This is a genomic window from Allorhizobium sonneratiae (genome assembly GCF_023700755.1).
Lineage (GTDB): Bacteria > Pseudomonadota > Alphaproteobacteria > Rhizobiales > Rhizobiaceae > Allorhizobium > Allorhizobium sonneratiae.
This window is the reverse complement of record NZ_JAMKOJ010000007.1, coordinates 251,311-274,845: the sequence shown is the minus strand read 5'-3', so window position 1 is coordinate 274,845 and position 23,535 is coordinate 251,311. Positions and strand designations below refer to the sequence as shown.

The window sequence follows — 23,535 nt, the reverse complement described above, 5'->3', positions numbered from 1 at the left end:
GGACCCATTTTCGTTGTTATCGCATCGGCCTTATGCGGGAACGCTGAAGGCGTCTCGCTCCGATGATCGAAACTGGCAAATTCCGCCGCTTCATTCAACCCTTATCAAGCCCGTAGCAGGAATGAAGTGTGCGAACCGCCAGTTCGGCATAGGGGCCATCGATCAGAATGGAGATCTTGATTTCCGAGGTGGTGATCGCCTTGATGTTGATACCCTTGTCGGCCAGCGCCTTGAAAGCGGTGGCGGCAACGCCTGCATGGCTTCGCATGCCGATGCCGATGACCGAGACCTTGACCAGACCCTTTTCGCTCTGGGCAACGTCAAAACCGATCCGATCCTTGTTGTCGGCCAGAACCTTCAGCGCCTTGTCGGCATCGCCGGAGGGAACGGTGAAGGTCATGTCGGTACGCGACCCGTCTTCGGAAATATTCTGCACGATCATATCGACATTGATATGCGCTTCGGCCAAGGGTCCGAAAATCGCCGCCGAAACACCGGGCCGATCGGCCAGACGGCGCAGCGAAATCTGGGCTTCATCCTTGGCATAGGCAATGCCGGTGACAACTTCCTGTTCCACGATCTCATCCTCGTCGCAAATCAACGTGCCGGGTGGGTTGAGCAAATCGCCCATGCCCGGCGCATCGGGATCCTCGAAACTCGAACGCACGAAGGTTCGCACCTTGTGCACCATTGCCAGTTCCACCGAGCGCACCTGCAGCACCTTGGCGCCGAGCGAGGCCATCTCCAGCATTTCCTCAAAGGCGATCTTCTTCAGACGCCGCGCCTTCGGCTCGATCCTCGGATCGGTGGTATAGACGCCGTCCACATCGGTATAGATATCGCAACGGTCGGCCTTGACGGCAGCCGCAATGGCGACAGCCGACGTATCGGAACCGCCACGGCCAAGCGTGGCGATGCGATTGTCCGGACCAAGCCCCTGAAAACCGGCAATCACCGCCACCTGGCCCTCACCCATGCGTCGGATAATATCAGACCCGTCGATCTCCTTGATGCGCGCAGCACCATGGGCATTGTCGGTGCGGATCGGGATCTGCCAGCCCTGCCAGGAGCGGGCATTGATGCCAAGCGATTGCAACGCAATCGCCAGAAGACCAGACGTGACCTGCTCACCGGAGGCCACCACCGCGTCATATTCGCGCGCATCGTAAAAGGGTGAAGATGCGCCCGCCACCTTCGGCGTCGACTGCACCCAGTCGACCAGCTCGTTTGTCTTGCCGGACATGGCAGACACGACAACGGCAACCTCATGGCCGGCATCGACCTCTCGTTTGACATGCCGCGCCACATTGTGGATGCGTTCCAGATTGGCGACGGAGGTTCCGCCGAATTTCATCACGATGCGCGCCATGACCTGACCGTACGACCTCTTGAGCCTGTTGCAGACAGCAGAAACCGGCTGTCCCAAAACGGCAAACGAAAACAAAACCTCAAGCAGGCAAGACCGGAAACCCTCCGGCTTTCCTCACGCTTTCCCCCGAGGGAAATGCAGCTTGCGGCTTTTAGCCAATTCATCATCGCGGCGCAATCGCCGTTTCGCGTTTTACCGGCGATCAAACCGGCCATCGCCGCAAGCTGTCAGGCCTTTCATGAAGATCGACTACGCATCAAAGGCTTGCGACCGGAAAACCGGTTCCCACTTTTCGGACATCCTGAAGTTTCTGGCAGGATGCCTTATCCGAAAACCGGTTCCCACTTTTCGGACATCCTGACGTTTCTGGCAGGATGCCTTATCCGAAAACCGGTTCCCACTTTTCGGACATCCTGACGTTTCTGGCAGGATGCCTTATCCGAAAACCGGTTCCCACTTTTCGGACATCCTGCCGGGCCCGCAAACGCTTTTGTCATAATTTTAATGTACCCCATTCGGCCACAATTGCAGTAGAGAGACGGCAATGCATTCATGCGCTTCGGGCAAGACCACATCATCCACTGGTCCTTGCGGCAACGCATGACAGGAAAGGAGCCTTGCATGTCTGCCGAGACGCAAGCGGAAACGCAGGACGAACTGAACGATGAGACCGCCGCTGCCGATGTCTGGTGGCGTACCGCACTCATCCGCTATGGCCGTCCGCTTGCCGCCATCTTCCCGCTGATCATTTTTGCCGCCGTCGGTTTTGCGATTTATCGCCTGACGGAAGAGGTCAGCTATGACGATGTGGTCACGGCCATGAGCACGACCGGCTATGACCAGATCGGCCTTGCCGTGCTGTTTACCGTGCTGAGCTTCATGACGCTCGTTCTTTATGACTGGAATGCGCTGGAATTCATCGGTCGCAAACGACCGCTGGGCGAAGTGGCGCTGACCGCCTTCAGCGCCTATGCCGTCGGCAATGCGGCGGGCTTTGGCATGTTGTCGGGCGGCGCGATCCGCTATCGCGCCTATGCCCGCGCCGGGCTCCAGCCGGATGAAATCGGCCGGGTCATCGCCTTCGTCACGCTGTCCTTCAGCCTTGGTCTTGCGGTTTTGACCGCCATTTCGCTTCTGCCGATGTCATCGGAAATCGCGCCCCTGCTCGATATCAATGTCATCTGGCTCAGAGTGCTGGCCATCGGCATTCTCTTGGGCTTTGCCGTGCTGATCGCGGTTGGCCAGCGCCGCAGCCTGAGTTTCGCCGGCGTTACCCTGCGGCTGGCCGACACGCCCACCCTGTCGCGGCAGTTTCTGGTGACCGTGGCCGATATCGCCTTTTCCGCCTCGGTCGTCTATTCGCTCCTGCCGGAAACGGCAGCGATTTCCTGGCCCGCCTTTTTCGCCATTTATGCGATTGCCATTGGCATCGGCATTCTCAGCCACGTACCCGCCGGCATCGGCGTGTTCGAAACGGTGATCATCGCCGCGCTCGGCCCCACCACCAATATCGATTCGGTGCTCGCCTCGCTGGTGGTCTATCGTCTCATCTATTATGTGCTGCCGCTGGTCATCGCCATTTTCATGGTGATCGTCACCGAATTTCGCTATGTGTCGAAATCACCGGCACTGGCGGGCGTCGGCCGCACCGCCAACCGCATCGCCCCGCCGCTTCTGGCCACGCTAACCTTCATTCTCGGCGTCATGCTGATCTTTTCCAGCGTCACGCCAACGCCGGAAAGCCGGCTGGAATTTCTCGAAAGCGTGGCCCCCCTTTCCGTCGTTGAAGGCGCGCATTTCTTCTCCAGCATCATCGGCCTGTTTCTGGTGATTGCCGCGCGCGGTCTGGCGCAGCGGCTGGATGGTGCATGGTGGGCCGCGTTGATCGGCGCCTGCTGCGCCTTCGTGCTGTCGCTGCTCAAATCCTTCGCCATATTCGAAGCGTCATCGCTGGCCGTGCTCATTCTCGGCCTCTTCGCCTGCAAGCGGCTCTTCGTCCGTCCGGCCTCGCTGCTGCGGCAGGTGCTGACCACCTCCTGGCTGATGGCGATTGCGCTGATCTGTATCTGCGCCTGCTTCATCCTGTTCTTCGTCTATCGCGATGTGGATTACAGCCATTCTCTCTGGTGGGAATTCGAGTTTTCCGAGGATGCGCCGCGCTCGCTGCGCGCCATGCTGGGCCTGACCATCTTTTCCACAGCACTTGCCGTTTTCAGCATGTTGAGACCTGCGGCCCTGGCGGTCAAACCTTCCTCTTCAGAGGATGTCGACAAGGCCGTCAACATTGTCAAAGGCTCGGATCTGGCCGACGGCAATCTGGTGCGCACGGGTGACAAGGCGGTGATGTTCTCGCCCGATGGCTCAGCTTTTCTGATGTATGGCAAGCAGGGCCGGTCCTGGATCGGTTTTCTCGATCCGATCGGCCCGAAAAAAGCCCGTGACGAACTGGTCTGGCAATTTGTGGAAGCCGCGCGCCTTGCGGGGTGCCGCGCGGTTTTCTATCAGGCCTCTCCCGCGCTGCTTCCCGCCATTGCCGATGCCGGAATGCAGGCCTTCAAGCTTGGCGAACTGGCCAGTGTCGATCTGGCCCGCTTCGATCTCAAGGGTGGTAAATGGGCCAATCTGCGCCAGACCGCAACCCGCGCCGAACGCGATGGTTTGAGCCATGAAATTGTCGGAACCGAAGGCGTTCCGGCCATTCTCGAGGATCTGCGCGCCGTCTCCGACGCCTGGCTTGCCCAGCACAAGACGCGGGAAAAAGGCTTCTCGCTCGGCGCCTTCACCGATGACTATATCGTGAGCCAGCCAGTGATCGTGCTCCGCCGCGAAGGCCGTATCGTTGCCTTCGCCAATATCATGGTGACCGACACCATGGCGGAAGCCTCTATCGATCTGATGCGCTTTGCCCCCGATGCACCGAAAGGCTCTATGGATTACCTCTTCGTCAGCCTGCTGACGGCGTTGCGCAGTGAGGGCCACAGGCATTTCAACCTCGGCATGGCGCCGCTGTCGGGCCTTTCGCGTCGGGAAATCGCCCCCGTCTGGGATCGTATTGCCAACACATTTTACGAGCACGGTGAGCGCTATTATAATTTCAAGGGTCTCAGGGCGTTCAAGGCCAAATTTCATCCCGAATGGCAACCGCGTTATCTGGCTGTGTCCGGCGGACTCAATCCGGTGATCGCGCTGCTCGATGCAACTCTCCTGATCGGCGGTGGCCTGAAAGGTGTCGTTAAGAAATGAAACGAATTGTCTCTCTGTTTGTCTGTAGCCTCCTGTGTGTCGGACTGGCAAAACCGGCGCTTGCCGATGCCCCGAAATACCAGCTGGGGGACATTCCCGATCCGGTAATCGCCTTGCCGGATACGACAGCCAAATCCATTGTCTTTCTTCTGTCGGACAAGGATGGCTGGAATGACAAGATGCAGGCTGAAGCAGACAGATTGCGCGGCAATGGTTCGATCGTCGTCGGTATCGACACGCCGAAATATCTCGCCTCGCTGGACAAGGATTACAAATCCTCCACCGATGACGATAACTGTATCTATACCGTCTCCGATATCGAGGAACTGTCGCACGAGATCCAGCGACAGTCCGGCGGCAATGCCTATATGACACCGCTGGTGGCTGGCATTGGCGAAGGCGGAACGCTTGCCCTGGCCATTCTGGCGCAGACACCCAATGCCACGATCGGCGAAACGCTTGCCGTCGATCCCGGCGATGTCATTCCCCTGCCCGACCAGTTCTGCACGCCGGCCAACAAGGTGGTCAAGAATGGCGGCATCGTCTATGGCCTGACCGATGGCGATCTGCCCGATCCGGCCACGGTGCGCTTTACCACCAATGCCACCGCCGATGGGCGCAGCCATGTTGCCGACCTGCTCAAGGATCATCCCGATATTGACGTGGCCGATTCCGACAAGGATCCGTTCCAGACCCTGTCGGAGGGCATTGATGACATGATTGCCGCCACCTCGAAGGAATCCGAACCGCTTGGCCTGCCGCTGACCCTGCTCGATGTCAACAAGACGAAAATGGACACGCTCGCCATCGTCTATTCCGGCGACGGCGGCTGGCGCGATATCGACAGTGAAATCGCCGCCACCTTCCAGAATGAGGGCCTGCCGGTCGTCGGCATCGACAGCTTGCGCTATTTCTGGTCCGAACGTCAGCCGAAGGAAACGGCGGACGATCTCGCCCGCATCATCAGCACCTATACCAAACGCTGGAAGGTCAAGCATGTGCTGCTGATCGGCTATTCCTTCGGGGCCGACGTCATTCCCACGGTTTATAATCTTCTGCCGAAAAGCCTGACGGCCAAGATCGTCCAGGTCTCGCTGCTGTCGATGTCGCATACCGCCAATTTCGAGATTTCCGTCAGCGGCTGGCTCGGCGGCAAGGGAAGCGCGCTCAAGGGCGATCCGGCCAAGGAAGTCGCCAAAATGCCCTCAGGTCTGGTGCAATGCTTTTATGGTGCCGACGACGTCGAGGATGATGCCTGCCACAGCCTCGATCCGACAAAGGTGGAGGTTGTAAAGATGGAAGGCGGTCATCATTTCGACGGCAATTACGAAGATGTGGCCAAGCTGATCGTCGCCCGTCTGAAAAAACAAAAGCTTGACTGAAGCGTGACAGTCTCAAGAATAATAAAAAGGGCCGCCTGAAAGGCGGCCCTTTGTCGTTTCTGATACCAGACAGATTCTCGCTTGTTTTACGTTCGTTGGTCTTTTCGGGAAAACTGATATCCACTTTTCCCATAAAGCTTTATTTCTGCGGCGGCGGGCAGTCATTCGGCCCGCAACGTGGCGGACCCCGGTGATCACCCGGCGGCGGAACATGTCCAGCACCCGGTGGTGGACGGTGTCCTGCATCCGGCGGCATGGGAGGACGGCCCGGACCCGGACCATGCATATCTTGTCGATGCATATCTGGCCGATGCCTGTCTGGACCACCGCGCCAGTCGGGACCGCGCCTATCTGGACCATGGTCACGTCCCGGATGCATCCAGCGGTCAGGGCCGGGTCCTGGAGGCATACCTGGTGGCGGGCCGGGTGGTGGCCCAGGTGGCATATCGCCGCGATGCCAGACCGGCATGGGCGGTGGTGCGCGGCGCCATCGGTCCCGCTCACGATAAAAATCCCGGCCGCGATAGTGGTGGTCCCAATAATCGCCGAGGCTGAAGGTAACGATGGGAATACCAAGCGGCTGGTAGTAATCCGGTTCCAGATAAACACGGCGGCTGGAATAGACCGTTTGTATATAGCTGCCGGACATCCATCCGCGATAGCCCTGATAGCGGACATCACACCAGTTCGCCGTGGACAGGCAACCATAAATCTCGACAGGACTGCCTGCCGGAACCACGTTGACTGCCGGATAGCCCGTGCTGGGCCCGGCGCGCAAATTCACATTGGCCGTTGCAAAGGCCTGTGCTGCCTCTGCCAGAGCCGGCAGGGACAGAACGATCAAACCTGCCAGGGCTGACCGATAAAGTGGTTTCATCTTTTTGCTCCTTCAGCCCGCGCAGGTGTTTCACCGTGTGCAGGATGATAATGGTGACAGTGCAAAACAATTTTACACGTCACAGAATTCATGGTCCTGATTTGTGACAATTCTTCGATAAGCAGATGGTAAACGAACAGACCACATGCTTGTTCCTGTATGACCCGGCACATCCAGCGACTAAAATTGCGCGTAAACAGAAGCAGCAGCAAAGCGAGGACAAAATTCTTTCAGTTCGCCCTATGAGGACTTGACTTCGTCCATGCTTGGGCCGACCTGACACAGACATACGCGAGCTGAGAAGAAGGATGGCAGGAGAAGAACGATGAATGAGAGCGCCCGGACAACCATCGATCAGACGGAAGTGGACCGCTTTTCCGCCATGGCAGCAGAATGGTGGGATCCGTCAGGCAAATTCAAGCCGCTGCACAAGTTCAATCCGGTGCGTCTCGCCTATATCCGCGACAAGCTATCCGATCATTTCGGTCGGGACGCCAAAGAACATCAGCCGCTCAAGGGCCTGCGCGTTCTCGATATTGGCTGTGGTGGCGGTCTGTTATCCGAGCCGGTGGCGCGCATGGGCGCGAATGTGTTGGGGGCGGATGCCTCGGAAAAGAATATCGGCATTGCCCGCGCCCATGCCGCCCAGAGCGGCGTTGGAGTCGATTATCGCGCCGTCACCGCCGAGGAACTGGCCGCAGCGGGTGAAACATTCGACGTTATTCTCAATATGGAAGTGGTCGAGCATGTCGCCGATGTGGATTTCTTTATCTCCACCTGTGCTGGCATGGTCGCACCCGGCGGGTTGATGCTGATCGCCACCATCAACCGCACTCTCAAGGCCGCAGCCCTTGCCATCGGCGCCTGCGAATATGTGCTCGGCTGGCTGCCGCGCGGCACCCACCAATATGAAAAACTGGTGCGCCCGGACGAGCTGGAAAAGCCGATTCTGGCCAGCGGCATGGAGGTTGTCGAAAAGACCGGCGTGTTTTTCAACCCCTTCCTCAACCGCTGGAACCTCTCCTCCGACACCGATGTCAATTACATGATGCTGACCCGGCGCCCGAAAGACTGAGGAAAGTTGTCAGTTTACCTCATCGGGGAAGACAGGCAGGGGGGCGACCTCGATGCCTTCCTCGATCAGCTCGCGGGCTTCCTCAATGCTGGTGCTACCGATAATGCCGCGTTGATCGGCTTCACCATAATGGATCTTGCGTGCTTCCTCGGCAAAGCGCTCACCAACATCCTCGCTGTTGGCGCGAATGGCGGCCACCGCCTCCTTCAGCTTCAGATAGGCTTCACGCTGCGCCTGGTCATGCACCATGATCTGGCGCTCTTCTTTCCGCCGCCCGGTGGCGACGGACGGCGCCATCAGCGGTTTCGTCACATTGGCCGAAGAGCAGACCGGGCAAGTCAGAAAACCGCTGGCCTTCTGCCGGTCGAAATCGGCGCTTTCGGAAAACCAGCCCTCGAATTCATGGGCATTGTCACAGATCAAGGCATAACGGATCACACCGTTACCCCTCCTTTCGCCAGCGCCGGCAGGATATCGAGATTGAAATCGCGCGCATTTTTCAGATTGGGAATTTTCGCCCGGACCGAGCGGACCTCGGCTGGATCGATCTCGGCCACGACCACAGCCTCGCCGGCATCCGGCCCTTCAGCCAGAATACGCCCCCAGGGATCGATGATCAGCGAATGGCCATAGGTTTCACGGCCATCCTCATGCAGCCCGCCTTGCGCCGCGGCAATGACGAAGGCGCCGTTTTCGATGGCGCGAGCCCTGAGCAGCACGTGCCAATGCGCCTCCCCCGTCTGGCGGGTAAAGGCTGCCGGAACCGTGAGGATCTCGGCCCCCGCCACCGCCTCGGTGCGGAACAGATGCGGAAAGCGAAGATCATAGCAGATGGCGAAACCCAGTTTGCCGAAGGCAAGATCGATCACACAGGCCTGCTTGCCCGGCTCATAGGCCGCACTTTCGCGCCAGCTTTCACCATTGTCCAGATCGACATCGAACATATGGATCTTGTCATAGGTGGCAAGCTTGCGGCCGTCCGGCCCGAAGAGCAGACCTCGATTGGCGATCTTGCCATCGGCGCGGGCAATCGCGGTCGAGCCGACATGGACATGGATGTTCAGCTCGGCCGCAAGCTTTTTCGCCGTGACGGCAATGATATCGGCCTCCTCATCGCGCAAGACGGCGCGCAACGCATCGCGATTGCGCTGCAGGGAGCCGGTCATTTCCGGCGTCTGAACGTAACTTGCCCCTTCGCGTGCTGCCTGCCGCACCAGCCGCTCCATGGTTTCGGCGTTCTTCTCCGGCTCTGTGCCGGAGCACATTTGCAGGGCTGCGACTTTGATGACACCCATGATCCTGCCTCACGCAGCCAGAAGCGGGTCGAGCTTGCCAGCCCGGTCCAGCGCATGCAGATCATCGCAGCCGCCGACATGGGTGGAGCCGATGAAAATCTGCGGAAAGGTGTTGCGACCGGATTTTTCCACCATTTCCTGACGCAGCTCGGCATTGCCGGTCGCATCGATTTCGGTGAAATCCACCCCCTTGCCCTGCAACAAGGCCTTGGCGCTAGCGCAATAATCGCAATATTTCCGCGTATAGATCGTCACGGATGCCATCGAACTCTCCGGAGGTTTCAAGAAGAATGGCAAGGACCGCAACCGGACCCGCCATGATCAAAGACTGTTCATCATATAGGACCGGACACCGCCATTGCAAAGGTCAAAACGCTGACCTCCGCCGCGCCTGCCTTCCGCAGCGCCCTGGTTGCCGCCTTGACGGTGGCGCCGGTGGTGTAGACGTCGTCGATCAGCAGCACATGACGGCCCAGCACCGCATCGCGGCGATGGTCGGGAACGCGAAAGGCATTGCGGACATTGTCTTCCCGACCCTTGGCCGTCAACCCCACCTGCTTTTGCGTGCGCTTCACCCGGATCAGCACGCCCGGCAGGAAAGGCTTTTCCACCCGCTTCGCCAGCGCCCGGGCAAGCTCTGCCGACTGATTATATTGCCGCGAAAACAGCCGCCAGTAATGCAGCGGAACCGGCAGAATGACATCGGCGCGGACAATCGCCTCCTGTCCTGCCCTTGCCATCCATGCCGCCATCATCGGCGCAAGCTCGGTACGATCGCCATATTTCAACCGGTGAACCAGATCGCGCGCCGGTCCATCATGCACGGCGACGGAGCGCAAGCGATCAAAGGGCGGCGGTTCGGCAATCGCCTCGGCGCTGACCATGCCGGTCCCGGGATCATAGCTGAAAGGCAGCCCCAGAACCTCGCAATAGGGCCGTTCAATGAAGCGCATTGCCTGCCAGCAGGTCGCGCATAGGCCACCACTTTCCGCCACCGGCATGGCGCAGGCCGAACAGGATGGCGGATAAACGATGTCTCGCAAAAAATGACCGCTAACGCGCAGTCCTCGCCAGCCAAGACCGGCGATGCGCCGATAAGTCTCATTCTGAGTGAGAGCGGACCTTATCGTCAAGATGCCACCTGCAATGCCATGGCCACATCTTTTAGTAAAGAATTAGCGGGTCGGCACCGGCGTTTCACCGCGATAATCGTAAAAGCCGCGACCGGATTTGCGTCCGAGCCAACCGGCCTCGACATATTTTACCAGAAGTGGACAGGGGCGGTATTTGCTGTCAGCAAGCCCGTCATGCAGCACCTGCATGATCGACAGGCAGGTGTCGAGCCCGATGAAATCGGCAAGCTGCAGCGGTCCCATCGGATGGTTGGCGCCAAGTTTCATCGCAGTGTCGATGGCTTCGACGGAGCCAACGCCTTCATAAAGCGTATAGATCGCCTCATTAATCATCGGCAGCAGGATACGGTTGACAATGAAGGCAGGAAAATCTTCCGCAACGGTGATGGTCTTGTCCAGCGAACGGACGAACTGCTTGGCCGTCTCGAAGGTCTTTTCTTCCGTGGCAATGCCACGCACCAGTTCGACCAGTTTCATCACCGGCACCGGATTCATGAAATGAATGCCCATGAACCGCTCTGCCCTATCGGTGGCCGAGGCAAGACGGGTGATCGACAAAGAGGACGTGTTGGTGGCGAGAATGGCCTCCGGCTTCAACACCGGGCAGACCTGGGAAAAAATCTTGCGCTTGACGCTCTCGTCCTCGGTTGCCGCCTCAATCACCAGATCGGCCGCGGCCAGATCCTGCACATCGGTCGAGCCGGAAATCTGCGAAACCGCCTGTTTGCGCTCGTCATCGGCCAATTTACCATTGGCAACCTGACGGGCCATATTGCCATTGATGGTGGCAAGACCGGCCTCTATGCGCTCCCGGGCAAGATCGTAAAGCATCACCCTGTATCCGGCCATGGCCGATACATGCGCGATGCCACAGCCCATCTGCCCCGCCCCGATAATTCCCACGGTCTTGATCATGCTGTCCTGCCCGTTTCCTACCCTGTCAAACCGGTCATCCGCCAGTATGGCGGGGCCGTTTGCACCTCTTTTCCGGGTAAACCCGGATTGTCATCTACTGTTTTAATGCGATGCAGCAGGCTTTTCCAGCCTATAAACACACAAGTGTCAAACAAAAGGCCGCGTGGTGAACGCGGCCTTGAGACGAACCCCTCAAACCAGCCTTAAAGGGCCTTTTCCAGCTCCGGCAAGGCCTCGAAGAGATCGGCGACCAGACCGTAATCGGCCACCTGGAAGATCGGCGCTTCCTCGTCCTTGTTGATGGCAACGATAACCTTCGAGTCCTTCATGCCCGCCAGATGCTGGATCGCGCCGGAAATGCCGCAGGCAATGTAAAGCTGTGGTGCGACCACCTTGCCGGTCTGGCCGACCTGCCAGTCGTTCGGCGCATAACCGGCATCGACGGCGGCGCGCGATGCCCCAACAGCCGCACCGAGCTTGTCGGCGACCGGCAGGATAACCTCTTTGAACTTGTCCGAGGAGCCCAGCGCACGACCACCGGAAATGATGATCTTTGCCGAGGTCAGTTCCGGACGTTCCGAGGCCGAAAGCGCATCGGAGACAAAGCTTGAAAGACCAGCGCTTGCTGGCACGGAAACCGCTTCGATGGCGGCGGAACCGCCTTCGCCGGCAGCGGCAAAGGAGGCCGTACGCACGGTGATGACCTTTTTCGCCTCTGAGCTCTGCACCGTCTGGATGGCGTTACCGGCATAGATCGGACGTTTGAAGGTGTCGGCGGACACCACCTCGATGATTTCCGAAATCTGCACGACATCGAGAAGAGCTGCCACGCGCGGCAAAACCGTCTTGCCAATCGAGGTGGCCGCAGCAATCACCGTGTCATAGCCGCCCGCCAGCGAGACGATCAGATCGGCCAGCGGCTCGGCAAGCCCATGGGCAAGATCGGCGCTCTCGGCAAGAAGAACCTTGGACACACCGGCAAGCTTTGCCGCCGCATCGGCTGCCGCCTGAACACCTTGGCCCGCCACCAGAACATGCACGTCGCCGCCGATTTTCGACGCGGCGCTCAGCGCCTTGGCGGTCTGTTCGTTGAGGCCGGATGCATCGTGTTCCGCCAGAAGAAGAATGGTCATACTATATCTCCCGATCCGAATTAAAGCACGCCGGCTTCGTTTTTCAGCTTGTCGACCAGTTCGGCGACGGAGCCAACCTTGACGCCTGCCTTGCGGCCACCCGGTTCTTCCGTCTTCAGCACCTTCAGACGCGGGCTGACATCGACGCCGAAATCGCCGGGCGTCTTCTTGTCCAGCGGCTTTTTCTTCGCCTTCATGATATTGGGCAGCGAGGCATAGCGCGGCTCGTTGAGGCGCAGATCCGTGGTGACAACCGCCGGAAGCTTGACCGAAACGGTCTGCAGGCCGCCATCCACTTCACGGGTGACGGTGGCTGCACTCTCGCCGATCTCAACCTTGGAGGCGAATGTCGCCTGCGACCAGCCGAGAAGGGCGGCCAGCATCTGGCCGGTTTGGTTGCTGTCGTCATCGATCGCCTGCTTGCCAACGATGACAAGCCCCGGATTTTCCGCAGCGACAACACCTTTCAGCAGCTTGGCAACCGCCAGCGGCTCGACGGCTTCGTCAGTCTCGATCAGAATGGCGCGGTCGGCCCCCATGGCCAGCGCCGTGCGCAGCGTTTCTTCCGCCTTGGCCGGACCGATGGACACGACAACCACTTCCTCCGCCTTGCCCGCTTCCTTGAGCCTCAGGGCTTCCTCAACGGAGATTTCGTCGAAAGGGTTCATCGACATCTTCACATTGGCAAGCTCGACACCGCTGCCATCCGGTTTCACACGGATTTTCACGTTGTAATCGACCACGCGCTTTACGGGCACAAGAATCTTCATAGGGTCCTTCCTTGCTCAAAGCGGGTGCTTTCCACCCACCGCATCAGTCTTTCGCATCTCTACCGCCCGGCACCAGAGGATGTCACGGGTGAGAATGCCCTGCACAACTCATCTGACACTGTCTGCGAAACGTTCACATCCTGATCGTCGATTGGCGACATGGATACGCATTTTTTCTTCCATGACAACAACCGGCCCGTTCCTCCCGGACAATGCCAAGCTCTATATAACTTTTACGTTCACGTCAATTATCTGGCGCCGACTGTCGTCCTCTCAACGGTTCTGGCCCGGCACCCAGAGAATGTCAGCCTTGCCGTCCTCATTGGCGATGCGCGCTGCAACAAAGAGAAAATCCGACAGACGGTTGACATATTTCAGCGCTGGCGCCGACACTTTTTCCATCGGCACCTGCATCAGGTCGACCATGATCCGCTCCGCCCTTCGGGTGATGGTGCGGGCAAGATGCAGATGGGCTGCCGCCGGTGAACCACCGGGCAGCACGAAGGAGGTCAGCGGCAAAAGCCGGGCGTTCAGCGTATCGATGTCACGCTCGACCCGTTCCACCTGGCTGTCGGTTATTCTCAGCGGTTCCCAGCTCAAGGCCTCGCCTGTGTCCGGTGTGGCGAGATCAGAACCTAGATCGAAGAGATCGTTCTGCACCAGAAGCAGCATCTCATGCACGGGGGCCAACGTCTCGGTATAAAGCCGTGCCATGCCGATGGCGCTGTTGGCCTCGTCGATCGTGCCATAGGCCTCGACGCGCAGATCTGCCTTCAACCGTCTTGGTCCCGTCACCAGCGCGGTGGTGCCGTTATCGCCGGTGCGGGTATAAATCCTGTTCAGCTTAACCATGAAACCCTTGCTTTGTCTGTTTGGCGCAACGGATTGTCCGAAAACCGCTTCACACTTTTCGGTCCGATGCTTTTATCCACGCATCGGATCATCCGAAAACCGGTTTCCACTTTTCGGTCCGATGCTCTTTTTCACGCATCGGATTTTCCGAAAACCGGTTTCCACTTTTCGGTCCGATGCTCTATCGTCCGCCACCCGTGATCCAAAGTGTCAACATGATGAGAATCACGGCGGCAGCCTGCAGCAGGATACGCAATTGCATCAGCTTGTTCGAGCGATTGGCGTCGCCGCCCGTCATCATGTTGTAAAGGCCGCGCACCAGAACAAGCACGACCACCCCCATCACCAGAAGCGCCAGAACGGTAGTGAATGACGACATGAGAACGGCCTCCCAGCCCGTATGATCCTCGTTATGGCCTTGCCGTTGCCGGACATCTCAGTCAAGCACCGGCATCGTCGATCAGGAACGGTCAGTCGAGCGATCGCATGATCCGGTAGAAAAGATCGGACGGCAGCACCCGTTTCAGCAGTGTCCCCTGCTTTGCCGGTTTGGTCACGAGATAATGCGGCCGGGGGCGGCGGGCGGTCAAGGCGTGGGTGAGCACTTTATAAACGGCATCCGGACCGAGCTTGTGCGGGTTTTTCTTACCCGTGCCGGAAAGCCGCGCCAGTTGCCGCCGGTAATCCTCGGCATGAACGGAATGTTCGACATCGACATTGCGGCGAATGGCATCCAGCGCATTGGCGGTAAAGCGGCTTTCGATCGGCCCCGGTTCAATCAGGCTGACAAAGACACCGCTGCCGTCCAGCTCCATTCTCAACGCCAAAGACAGGCCTTCCAGCGCATATTTCGAGGCGGTGTAAGCCCCCCGCCAGCGATAGGGCAGGAGCCCGAGGATCGACGAACATTGCACGATCCGCCCCTCCCCCTGACGGCGCATCACCGGCACGATCTGCTGCGTCAGCGTGTGCCAGCCGAAAAAATTGGTCTCGAACTGTTCGCGCAGCACAGCGGTCGACAGATCCTCGACCGCGCCAGCCTGCCCGTAGGCGCCATTGTTGAACAGGGCATCGAGCCGCCCGCCGGTGCGCGACAGCACCTCTTGGGTCAGGGCAAAAATGCTCGCCTCATCGCGATAGTCCATCAACAGCGCTTCGATGCCGTCTTTTTCCAGCCCCGCGAGATCGTCTGTCTTCCGCACCGTGGCGAAGACCCGCCAGCCATCGCGTTTCAAAGCACGGGCGGCATAAGCGCCGATACCCGACGAACAGCCGGTGACGATGATGCTCTTCGGCTCTGCCATGTCTGATCCTCTTAAAATCACGCTTTCATGCCCCATATGGGTTTGAGACACGGGGCGCGCGCATATGGGGCATTGATGAAAGGCTATTTCAAACTGTTCTACAAGGCCATCCGCGACAGCGTCGTGCATTTCATCGATGCCGATGGCTTTGCCATGGCCAGCCATATTGCGCTCTCAGTGCTGATGGCGGTCTTTCCCTTTCTGATTTTCGGCACGGCCATGGCTGGTCTGTTCGGCGCGGATTCCTTTTCGCAAACCGCCATCCATTTCATCTTCGACACCTGGCCGGAAGACATTGCCCGGCCGATTTCCCAGCAATTGATCGAGGTGTTGAAAGAACCACGCGGCGGTCTTCTGACCTTTTCCGTCCTGGCCGCGGCCTATTTTGCCTCCAATGGCGTTGAAGCGCTACGCACCGCACTGAACCGCGCCTACAGGGTGACGGAAGAACGGCCCTGGTACATCACAAGACTGGTCAGCCTCGGCTTCGTCCTGCTCGGCGTGCTGGTCTTTGCCACGGTCAGCGTGCTTTTGATTGCCGTGCCGGTTGCCCTGCGCTTTGCCGAAAACTGGTTTCCTTTTCTGAAAACCGTGCTTGCCGACATCGCCGACTGGAGCGTGATCGGCACACTGATCCTGCTGACAGTCGGGCTGACACTCGCTCATCTGTGGCTGCCGGGCGGACGCCGCCGTCTGATCGATGTTCTGCCCGGCATTGGCCTCACCCTCTTCCTCTGGCTGGCGGGGGCCTTGGGCTTTGCCGCCTATCTCTCCGGTTTTGCCAATTATGCTGCCACCTATGCCGGGCTTGCATCGCTGATGGTGGTGCTGATTTTTCTCTACATGCTGGGCGCGCTCTTCATCATCGGGGCAGAGTTCAATGCCTCGGTCATGGTGCTGAGGCGCAGCCGCAGACGGGAGAAAATGCGCCAGCAGGCGCTTTCAGGCAAAACCGAGCCGGTGTCGCAGAGCGGAGGCTGATACGCCGTCTTCCCGCAATTGCCGGATGCCCGCCGCCTTCTCGCTTTTCGACAGTTTTCGGCCATCCTCTCCCAGCACCAGCCGATGATGGGTATAAAACGGAACAGGCAGATCGAGCAGATGCTGCAAAAGCCGATGCACGGATGTGGCGTGATAGAGGTCTTTGCCCCGCACCACATGGCTCACGCCCTGTAGCGCATCATCGACCACGACCGACAGGTGATAGCTGGAAGGTGCATCCCAGCGCCAGAGGATGACATCGCCCCAGGCGGCGGGGTCGGCCGTGATCCTCATCGCATCTTCGTCTGTCTTTTCCGTCCAGACCAGCGGCGCGGAAAGCTGTGCCAGAGCATTTTCGTTTTCCCGCATTTGCGGACGGAAAACCGTTTCACACTTTTCCTGGACATGCTCCAGCTTTTCGTTTTTCCGCATGTCCGGACGGAAAACCGTTTCACACTTTTCCTGGACATGCTCGAGTGCCCTGTCCATGTTCAGCCGCAGCATGTGGCGCGCGCCCGCGGCAATTTTTTCCGCCGCCACAGCCGGGTCGAGATCGCGCTCACCCACCGGATAATGCAGTGCGCCATCGGGATCGCGCCGCCAGGGCCTGCCGTCCGCCTCACTTTGCGCGGCAATCGCCCTGATCTCCGCCCGGCTCAGAAAGGCCGGATAAATCAGTCCCATCGCCATGAGCCGGTCCAGCGCCTGCCGATAGGCATCAATATGCTCCGACTGCCGCCGCACCGGCTCTTCCCAGCCGATACCCAGCCAGTGCAGATCGTCATGGATGGCGGCTTCATACTCCGGCCTGCAGCGGTCGGGATCGATATCCTCGATCCTGAGCAGCAGACGCCCGCCATTTTTGTCTGCCCAGGCCTGATTGGTCAGCGCCGAAAAGGCATGGCCGAGATGCAGATAGCCATTCGGGCTGGGGGCGAAACGATAAACGGGTTGCGACAATGCAGACAAGAGCAGTCAACTGTTCGATACTGAGGAGACGATAATAGGATAGGGGGCGAGACGAATGCAAGCATACCGGCCAATTCAAGAACACAGGATTGCCGATGAAGCCGATCTTGCCTTTGGCCTTGAACGGCTTTTGGCGCTTGACCCCAGACTGGAAACTGTGGCCAGGGCCTGCGGATCATCGTCTCTGCCGCTGCGGCTGGCAAAACCGGGCTTTGCCGGTCTTTCCTTCATCATCGTCTCGCAAATGGTCTCGCGCGCCAGTGCGCTCGCCATCTGGTCGCGGCTGGAAGCGGCAATGGGCACGGTGACGCCTGCCGCCTATCTGGCACTTGGCGATGAGGGTTTGGCGCTTGGTCTGTCACGGGCAAAACATGCCTGCCTCACCGGACTGGCCCAGACAGTGACGGCAGGCGGGATCGATCTCATCGCCCTGCTGGATCGGGATGGCGAAGACGCCATGGCGGAACTGACCCGCCTTCGTGGCATTGGCCTGTGGACAGCGGAGGTCTATCTGATGTTTTGCGGCGGTCACGCCGATGTGTTTCCCGCAGGCGATGTGGCGCTGCAAAGCGCAGTCGGTCAGGGACTTGGCCTCGAGCGAAGGCCCGACAGCAAGGAATTGCAACGGATTGCCCTTGCCTGGCAGCCCTGGCGCGCGGTCGCCGCCCGGCTTTTCTGGGCCTATTACGCGGCAAATGGACGCAAGGATGCAACGCCTGTGACCAAATCAGCATGATTCGACGGGCTGTCAATTATTAGGCTTCACAATCCTGTAACAGCGCGCCTAATATAGAAGGGTAAGATGCCGAATCGATCAGGAGAATGCCTTGACGATTGCAGTCTCACCACAGTCCTTGCCGGCCCTCGTTTTGAATGCCGACTACAGGCCACTGAGTTATTATCCCTTGTCGCTCTGGTCCTGGCAGGACGCGATCAAGGCGGTCTTTCTTGACCGTGTGAACATCATCGCCGAATATGATCATTCGGTCTGTTCGCCGAGCTTTTCCATGCGGTTGCCCAGCGTGGTGAGCCTTAAAACCTATGTTCAGCCGACGCGCAATCCCGCCTTCACCCGTTTCAACGTTTTTTTGCGCGACAAATTCCAGTGCCAATATTGCGGCTCACCGGATGATCTGACCTTCGATCACGTGACACCCCGTGCCCATGGTGGGCAAACCACCTGGGAAAACGTCGTCGCCGCCTGTTCGCCCTGCAATCTGCGCAAGGGGTCAAAACTGCCCAAACAATGCAATATGTTTCCGGCGCAAAAGCCTTATCAGCCGAGCGTGCAGGACCTGCATAACAATGGCAGGCTGTTTCCGCCGAACTATCTGCATGAAAGCTGGGTCGACTATCTCTACTGGGATTCCGAATTGCAGCCGTAATAGACACTGCCAATCGTAGCACGCAAATAGACCGGTCCGTTTTACGGGACCGGCTTTATTCTTTTTGATCACTTGATGCTGCGAAAGCTTTTGAAAGCAAAGCCCGCCAGAATGAGGCTGGCAACCACATTCCAGCCTGCCAGCGACACGCCGAAAATTCTCAGCGCCGCCTGATCACAGGATGGTCCCTTGAAGCTGTTAAGCTGCGCCAGAATATCGCCCGTGCCGGTAAATCCCGCCCCCGTGGTGGCTGTGCAGGCACTAGGCCCTTCCCAGAAATGCCACTCGACACCGGCATGATAAATGCCGATCCCTGCACTGATCAGCATGATCACGCCCAAAAGCAGCACCAGATTGCGGATCACTTTGGCCGGCAGGCCAAGGGCGGCCATCAACACCGTCAGCATACCGATGGCGGCACCTATATAATAAGGCTTGCGCTCCAGCAGGCAGAGTTCGCAAGGAATATAGCCGCCGAGATATTCAAAGCAGAGCGCACCGCCGACAACCGCCGCCATGCCAAGCGTCAGAAGCGCGGCAACGGTCAGGCCGGAACGGGCACGGGAAACAGACGTCATCAACACATCTCCGTCAAACGGTTTTCTATCAAAACTCAGCCGGCCCCATGGGCAAGCAACCGGTAGGCGATATAAAGCAAAATGACCAGCCCTGCACCCCAGAGCACGATCCGGCCCAGCCTCTTCTCGATAAAGTGACGAATCGGCTCGCCATACCGTCTCAAAAGCCAGGCAAGAACGCAGAAACGCGCGCCCCGCGCCACAATCGCCGAGACAATGAACAGCCAAAGGTTCACATGGGCAACGCCGGACAGGATCGTCACTATCTTGATTGGTGGCAGATGCGCCAGGCCCGACGTGACGAGCAACAGCACGACGGTGGCATAATCCACCGAATGGCGTAGCTGATCGAAGGCTTCCGCCTTGCCGTAAAAGGACAGAATCGGCCGTGCCAGGCTTTCATAGGCATAATAACCGATCAGCCAGCCGGCAATGCCGCCCAGAACCGAGGTCACCGTGGCAATCGCCGCATAGCGCCAGGCCCGCTCCGGCCGCGCCAGCGCCATGGGAATGAACAGCACATCGGCCGGCACCAGAAACACCGAACTCTCGACAAAGGAAATCACCCCGAGCCAGATCTCGGCGGACTTGCGCCCGGCAAGCGACATGGTCCAGTCATAAAGGCGACGCAGCATGGTTTTCCTTCAAAAAAGAGGGCAAAGCCACGCCTTTATGCGGAAAGCACACCCGCCTGTAAATGGCTTGAACATCAGCTTCTTCCTGTTTCGTCTGACAAATTCTGAAAAATCATGGTTGACCGAACCCCGGCACTTCGTATAGTCACAGCCAATCTTTCGGCCCCTTTGGCGGAATTGGTAGACGCGCCTGACTCAAAATCAGGTTCCGAAAGGAGTGCTGGTTCGATTCCGGCAAGGGGCACCACTTTATCTCTTCACACTGATGCGGTCTGACGACCGTTGCCCTCCAGAGGGGACGCCGGACAACCGGCGACGGCCCTTGGCCTTGCGAAGCCAAAGGCTCCAGGGTTATCTCTTCCCGCTGCCGTGATCTGCGATCACTGCGCTGCAGAGGGGCCGCCGGACAACCGGCGACGGCCCTTGGCCTTGCGAAGCCAAAGGCTCCAGGGTTATCTCTTCACGCTGCCGTGATCTGCGATCACTGCGCTGCAGAGGGGACGCCGGACAACCGGCGACGGCCCTTGGCCTTGCGAAGCCAAAGGCTCCAGGGTTATCTCTTCCCGCTGCCGTGATCTGCGATCACTGCGCTGCAGAGGGGCCGCCGGACAACCGGCGACGGCCCTTGGCCTTGCGAAGCCAAAGGCTTCGAGACGAAAATCCCAGCTGCAATGCAAAATAATCCGGTCTAGATTGTGCAGATGCGAAGGCGGTGATACCTTCAAGAAAAATTTTCTCAGGCTGCGTTATGTTTCTTCCCCAAGCCGCCAGCTATCCAGAGCTTTACGATCGTTTTCGCTGGGACATCCCGTCCTCCTTCAATATGGGGCGGGTGGTGTCCGACGCCTGGGCTGAGAAGGCGCCGGATCAGATCTGTCTTGAGCATTTCTCTCCGGATGGACGGCACGGTTTTCTCACCTATGGTGCGCTGGCCGAACAATCCTCCCGCCTTGCCTCGGCGCTTGACGGTCTTGGGATAAAACCGGGGGATCGTGTCGGTCTGCTTCTGCCGCAAGGTTTTGACGCCGTGATTGCCCATGTGGCACTCTACAAGCTCGGGGCGATTGCCCTGCCGCTTGCCCTGCTTTTCGGCGTCGATGCACTCGAATACCGCCTCAAGGCGGCGGGCGCCTGCACTGTCATCACCAATGATTTCGGTCTGACCCGGCTTTTGCCGATCCGCGCCCTGCTGCCGGAGCTGCGCCATGTCATCGCAACCGGTAAAGCCGATGACGGCATCCTGCCGCTTGCAGCGCTGATTGAAAGCGGCGATCCCTGCTTTTCCGGCCCTGACACCGGGCCGGACGATCCGGCGCTGATGATCTTCACCTCCGGCACGACCGGCGCGCCAAAAGGGGCTCTGCATGGCCATCGTGTTCTGGCCGGGCATATTCCCGGTTTTCAGCTCGCCCATGATGGATTGCCCCGTCCCGGCGACCGCATGTGGACGCCCTCCGACTGGGCCTGGGCGGGCGGATTGTTGAATGCGCTGATGCCGGCGCTGATGCTCGGCGTGCCGGTGGTTTCGTCTCCGGCGCAGAAATTCGATCCGCATATGGCCTTTCGCATCATGGCCGAGATGAAGGTGACAAACGCCTTCATTCCGCCGACGGCGCTTCGGCTGATGAAGGCCGTACAAAATCCTCGCGACCATTACGATCTGGTGTTGCGCAGCATCGGTTCTGCAGGGGAATCTCTTGGGCGCGAGACCTATGAATGGGCCAAAACCGCACTGGGCATGACCCCCAACGAGTTTTACGGCCAGACGGAATGCAATTTCGTGCTCTCCTCCGCCGCCCATCTCGGCGTCAGCCGGGCAGGCGCGATCGGCAAACCGGTGCCCGGCCACCGCGTCGCCATTGTCGATGAGAAGGGCCTTGAGGTTGCGCCCGGCAAGATCGGTCAGGTGGCGATTGCAAGGCCCGATCCGGTGATGTTCCTTGAATACTGGCGCGATCCGGACGCGACCGCGAAAAAATTTATCGGCGATTTCATGCTGACTGGCGATCTCGGTCGTCAGGACCGGCAAGGCTATATCGAATTCTTCGGCAGGGATGATGATATCATCACCTCTTCGGGCTATCGCATAGGTCCCACAGAAATCGAGGATTGTCTTCTCTCCCATCCCGCCGTCAGGCTGGCTGCTGCCGTCGGCAAGCCGGACCCGCTGCGCACGGAAATCGTCAAGGCCTTCGTCGTTCTGGCCGATGGCTATGAGAAAAGCACGGAACTCGCCCGCGACATCGCCGATTGGGTCAAGCTTAGACTGTCCATGCATGAATATCCGCGTGAAGTGGAATTCATCGACACCATGCCGCTAACCACCAGCGGCAAGGTGATCCGCCGTCTGCTGCGTGAAATGCCGCAAACGCAAGCCGCACAGTAGAGAGTAAGACACTTCAGTCGTTCCGATTGAGCCGTCCCAGCACCTTGTCACGCAGAATACGGGCAATATTGCGCGTATTGCGGTAAAGATGCAGCTGTCCGGCCACCTGACGCACATCGCGGTCGCTGCTCGGCCTGAGGCCGATCACCAGCGTCCCCATCTCTTCGCGCTCCCGCCAGAACCGGCTCATGATCGGATGATCGGGAACGGCGCAACTGTCGGTGCGAACGATATTGGCGTCATCGAGATGCCATTCTGTCAGTCGCATCATCAACAGCTTGCCGGGGGAAAAGCCATGATAGCGCTCATCATAGGCGGTTTTCCAGGTGAAGGCTTCCGCTCCCATGATGAACACCACCATGGCGGCGATGGCGCGCCCATCGAGGTCGAGCGTGTGAATACGCACGGAATCCGTGGCGGCTAGATTGGTGACGGCCTCGCGGGCAAAGGCGGCACGCAGCCGGTCCATGACCAGCGCCGTACGTTTTTTGCCCTTCCAGCCGCTGGCCTCCAGCGCCAGAAATTCTTCCATCCGGGCCTGAACCTCATCCGGCTGACGGGCAACCGCATAGGTCAACTCTCCTTGCCGGCCAAGCTTGCGCATCTGACGGCGCATATCCCGCACATGGTTGCTGGACATGGATTGCGCCAGATAGGTCTCGCCATCCTCCAGACTGTCAAGCATGGGCCGGCTCGACAAATTGGTGACGGTCAGGGGCAGGTCGCGATTGATCGCCAGCGCCTTGAACATGCGAGCCACCGGTCCATCGAGCCGAACCTCCGGCAGAACCAGAACCGAAGGCAGCTTTGCCTCTTCCATCGCCAGCGCATCGAGCAGATTATCGATGGTTTCCGCCGCATCCTCACTATCGATCAACGGCGCACCGTAAGGGGCATAGGGATTGACCCAGCTGCGCAGAATGCTTGGCCCCAGGGCAAAGCCAGGTTTTTCAATCGAAAACGGCAGAAGCAGGCGGATACGGCTCCTGTCGTTGCGGTCATCGCGAATGAGGGCGAGACGTACCTGACGGTCATCGATACGGGGGATGGCCGGGACAAGGAACCGTGCCGAAAAAAACACGTTCGGCTCCAGCGCCCGGCGTGTCAGGAAGTCCATCTCCGCTTCCAGCGCATACCCCGTCTGCGGCGGATAAAGAGAAAAGCTCCGCCCAGGCCTGCCCACAGCAAACTGGAAGTCCGGCTTGGGCATGTTTTCAATGCCGCCATCGCTGGCATAGATGTCATCCGAATGC

General features: G+C 58.9%; 24 protein-coding genes, 1 tRNA gene and 1 pseudogene. 10 read left to right on the top strand and 16 right to left on the bottom strand.

Features of this window, described 5'->3' with window-relative positions:
* Positions 1-94 precede the first annotated feature (94 nt).
* Positions 95-1,369, bottom strand: coding sequence for an aspartate kinase (locus NAC44_RS14610; protein WP_250941870.1), 1,275 nt, complete (start codon positions 1,367-1,369; stop codon positions 95-97).
* Between NAC44_RS14610 and NAC44_RS14605 the strand changes: the two genes are divergently transcribed.
* The 4 genes from NAC44_RS14605 (at position 1,268) to NAC44_RS21375 (ending at position 6,549) form a co-directional block, all read left to right on the top strand.
* Complete coding sequence (locus tag NAC44_RS14605) at positions 1,268-1,786, top strand: hypothetical protein (protein WP_250941927.1); 519 nt, start codon at positions 1,268-1,270, stop codon at positions 1,784-1,786. The two genes, NAC44_RS14610 and NAC44_RS14605, sit on opposite strands and share 102 nt — an antisense overlap.
* A gap of 204 nt (positions 1,787-1,990) precedes the next feature.
* On the top strand, positions 1,991-4,612 hold the full coding sequence (mprF, locus tag NAC44_RS14600; RefSeq protein WP_250941869.1) for a bifunctional lysylphosphatidylglycerol flippase/synthetase MprF: 2,622 nt from the start codon (positions 1,991-1,993) through the stop codon (positions 4,610-4,612).
* Positions 4,609-5,994 carry a virulence factor family protein gene (locus NAC44_RS14595; RefSeq protein WP_250941868.1) on the top strand — a complete coding sequence of 462 codons (1,386 nt, stop codon included), beginning with the start codon at positions 4,609-4,611 and terminating at the stop codon, positions 5,992-5,994. Before mprF ends, NAC44_RS14595 begins: the two co-directional genes overlap by 4 nt.
* A 177-nt stretch (positions 5,995-6,171) precedes the next feature.
* Positions 6,172-6,549: a hypothetical protein gene (locus tag NAC44_RS21375; RefSeq protein WP_250941925.1), complete on the top strand. Its 378-nt coding sequence runs from the start codon at positions 6,172-6,174 to the stop codon at positions 6,547-6,549.
* An 85-nt stretch (positions 6,550-6,634) separates the two neighbouring features.
* Here NAC44_RS21375 and NAC44_RS21370 read toward each other — a convergent pair.
* Positions 6,635-6,871: pseudogene (locus NAC44_RS21370) on the bottom strand (SH3 domain-containing protein); the annotation flags it as partial.
* A 325-nt stretch (positions 6,872-7,196) separates the two neighbouring features.
* On the opposite strand from NAC44_RS21370, the gene ubiG reads away from it, so the two are divergent.
* Positions 7,197-7,946, top strand: a complete 750-nt coding sequence (gene ubiG, locus NAC44_RS14580; RefSeq protein WP_250941867.1) for a bifunctional 2-polyprenyl-6-hydroxyphenol methylase/3-demethylubiquinol 3-O-methyltransferase UbiG — start codon at positions 7,197-7,199, stop codon at positions 7,944-7,946.
* A gap of 9 nt (positions 7,947-7,955) precedes the next feature.
* Here ubiG and NAC44_RS14575 read toward each other — a convergent pair whose 3' ends face one another.
* From NAC44_RS14575 to NAC44_RS14530, 10 genes are all read right to left on the bottom strand, one after another.
* Positions 7,956-8,384, bottom strand: coding sequence for a DUF1178 family protein (locus NAC44_RS14575; protein WP_250941866.1), 429 nt, complete (start codon positions 8,382-8,384; stop codon positions 7,956-7,958).
* Positions 8,381-9,241 (bottom strand): carbon-nitrogen hydrolase family protein, encoded by an 861-nt coding sequence (locus NAC44_RS14570; RefSeq protein ID WP_250941864.1) that lies wholly within the window; start codon positions 9,239-9,241, stop codon positions 8,381-8,383. The genes NAC44_RS14575 and NAC44_RS14570 overlap by 4 nt, the downstream gene beginning before the upstream one ends.
* Positions 9,242-9,250: 9 nt before the next feature.
* The gene (gene grxC, locus NAC44_RS14565) at positions 9,251-9,505 is read right to left on the bottom strand and encodes a glutaredoxin 3 (RefSeq protein ID WP_250941863.1); all 255 of its coding nucleotides are present in this window, start codon (positions 9,503-9,505) and stop codon (positions 9,251-9,253) included.
* A 71-nt stretch (positions 9,506-9,576) separates the two neighbouring features.
* Complete coding sequence (locus NAC44_RS14560) at positions 9,577-10,329, bottom strand: ComF family protein (RefSeq protein WP_338022093.1); 753 nt, start codon at positions 10,327-10,329, stop codon at positions 9,577-9,579.
* A gap of 87 nt (positions 10,330-10,416) precedes the next feature.
* Entirely contained in the window at positions 10,417-11,289 is an 873-nt protein-coding gene (locus NAC44_RS14555; protein WP_250941861.1) for a 3-hydroxybutyryl-CoA dehydrogenase, read from the bottom strand.
* 203 nt (positions 11,290-11,492) lie between these two features.
* A complete protein-coding gene (locus NAC44_RS14550; RefSeq protein ID WP_250941859.1) occupies positions 11,493-12,422 on the bottom strand; it encodes an electron transfer flavoprotein subunit alpha/FixB family protein in 930 nt (309 codons plus the stop codon).
* 20 nt (positions 12,423-12,442) lie between these two features.
* Complete coding sequence (locus NAC44_RS14545) at positions 12,443-13,192, bottom strand: electron transfer flavoprotein subunit beta/FixA family protein (RefSeq protein WP_250941857.1); 750 nt, start codon at positions 13,190-13,192, stop codon at positions 12,443-12,445.
* A 273-nt stretch (positions 13,193-13,465) separates the two neighbouring features.
* Positions 13,466-14,044, bottom strand: coding sequence for a cob(I)yrinic acid a,c-diamide adenosyltransferase (locus NAC44_RS14540; protein ID WP_250941855.1), 579 nt, complete (start codon positions 14,042-14,044; stop codon positions 13,466-13,468).
* Positions 14,045-14,225: 181 nt separating this feature from the next.
* Positions 14,226-14,423, bottom strand: a complete 198-nt coding sequence (locus tag NAC44_RS14535) for a twin transmembrane helix small protein (protein WP_250941853.1) — start codon at positions 14,421-14,423, stop codon at positions 14,226-14,228.
* A 91-nt stretch (positions 14,424-14,514) separates the two neighbouring features.
* Positions 14,515-15,348 carry an SDR family oxidoreductase gene (locus tag NAC44_RS14530; RefSeq protein ID WP_250941851.1) on the bottom strand — a complete coding sequence of 278 codons (834 nt, stop codon included), beginning with the start codon at positions 15,346-15,348 and terminating at the stop codon, positions 14,515-14,517.
* Positions 15,349-15,423: 75 nt separating this feature from the next.
* Between NAC44_RS14530 and NAC44_RS14525 the strand changes: the two genes are divergently transcribed.
* Complete coding sequence (locus NAC44_RS14525) at positions 15,424-16,329, top strand: YihY/virulence factor BrkB family protein (RefSeq protein WP_250941849.1); 906 nt, start codon at positions 15,424-15,426, stop codon at positions 16,327-16,329.
* On the opposite strand, the gene NAC44_RS14520 is transcribed toward NAC44_RS14525, so the two are convergent.
* Positions 16,291-17,298 (bottom strand): glutamate--tRNA ligase family protein, encoded by a 1,008-nt coding sequence (locus tag NAC44_RS14520; RefSeq protein ID WP_250941847.1) that lies wholly within the window; start codon positions 17,296-17,298, stop codon positions 16,291-16,293. The genes NAC44_RS14525 and NAC44_RS14520 overlap by 39 nt on opposite strands.
* 55 nt (positions 17,299-17,353) lie before the next feature.
* Between NAC44_RS14520 and NAC44_RS14515 the strand changes: the two genes are divergently transcribed.
* Both NAC44_RS14515 and NAC44_RS14510 read left to right on the top strand, forming a co-directional pair.
* A complete protein-coding gene (locus NAC44_RS14515; RefSeq protein WP_250941845.1) occupies positions 17,354-18,034 on the top strand; it encodes a DNA-3-methyladenine glycosylase family protein in 681 nt (226 codons plus the stop codon).
* A 91-nt stretch (positions 18,035-18,125) separates the two neighbouring features.
* Complete coding sequence (locus NAC44_RS14510; RefSeq protein WP_250941844.1) at positions 18,126-18,683, top strand: HNH endonuclease; 558 nt, start codon at positions 18,126-18,128, stop codon at positions 18,681-18,683.
* Positions 18,684-18,751: 68 nt separating this feature from the next.
* Here the strand turns inward: NAC44_RS14510 and NAC44_RS14505 are convergent, their stop codons facing one another.
* Together NAC44_RS14505 and NAC44_RS14500 are read right to left on the bottom strand one after the other, a co-directional pair.
* Positions 18,752-19,267: a disulfide bond formation protein B gene (locus NAC44_RS14505; RefSeq protein ID WP_420839946.1), complete on the bottom strand. Its 516-nt coding sequence runs from the start codon at positions 19,265-19,267 to the stop codon at positions 18,752-18,754.
* A 29-nt stretch (positions 19,268-19,296) separates the two neighbouring features.
* Positions 19,297-19,896, bottom strand: a complete 600-nt coding sequence (locus NAC44_RS14500) for a YqaA family protein (RefSeq protein ID WP_250941841.1) — start codon at positions 19,894-19,896, stop codon at positions 19,297-19,299.
* A gap of 162 nt (positions 19,897-20,058) precedes the next feature.
* Here NAC44_RS14500 and NAC44_RS14495 point away from each other — a divergent pair.
* Positions 20,059-20,143, top strand: a tRNA-Leu gene (locus tag NAC44_RS14495).
* A gap of 501 nt (positions 20,144-20,644) precedes the next feature.
* Positions 20,645-22,282, top strand: a complete 1,638-nt coding sequence (locus NAC44_RS14490; protein ID WP_250941840.1) for an AMP-binding protein — start codon at positions 20,645-20,647, stop codon at positions 22,280-22,282.
* Positions 22,283-22,295: 13 nt separating this feature from the next.
* On the opposite strand, the gene NAC44_RS14485 is transcribed toward NAC44_RS14490, so the two are convergent.
* A complete protein-coding gene (locus NAC44_RS14485) occupies positions 22,296-23,522 on the bottom strand; it encodes a GNAT family N-acetyltransferase (RefSeq protein ID WP_250941921.1) in 1,227 nt (408 codons plus the stop codon).
* Positions 23,523-23,535 lie beyond the last annotated feature (13 nt).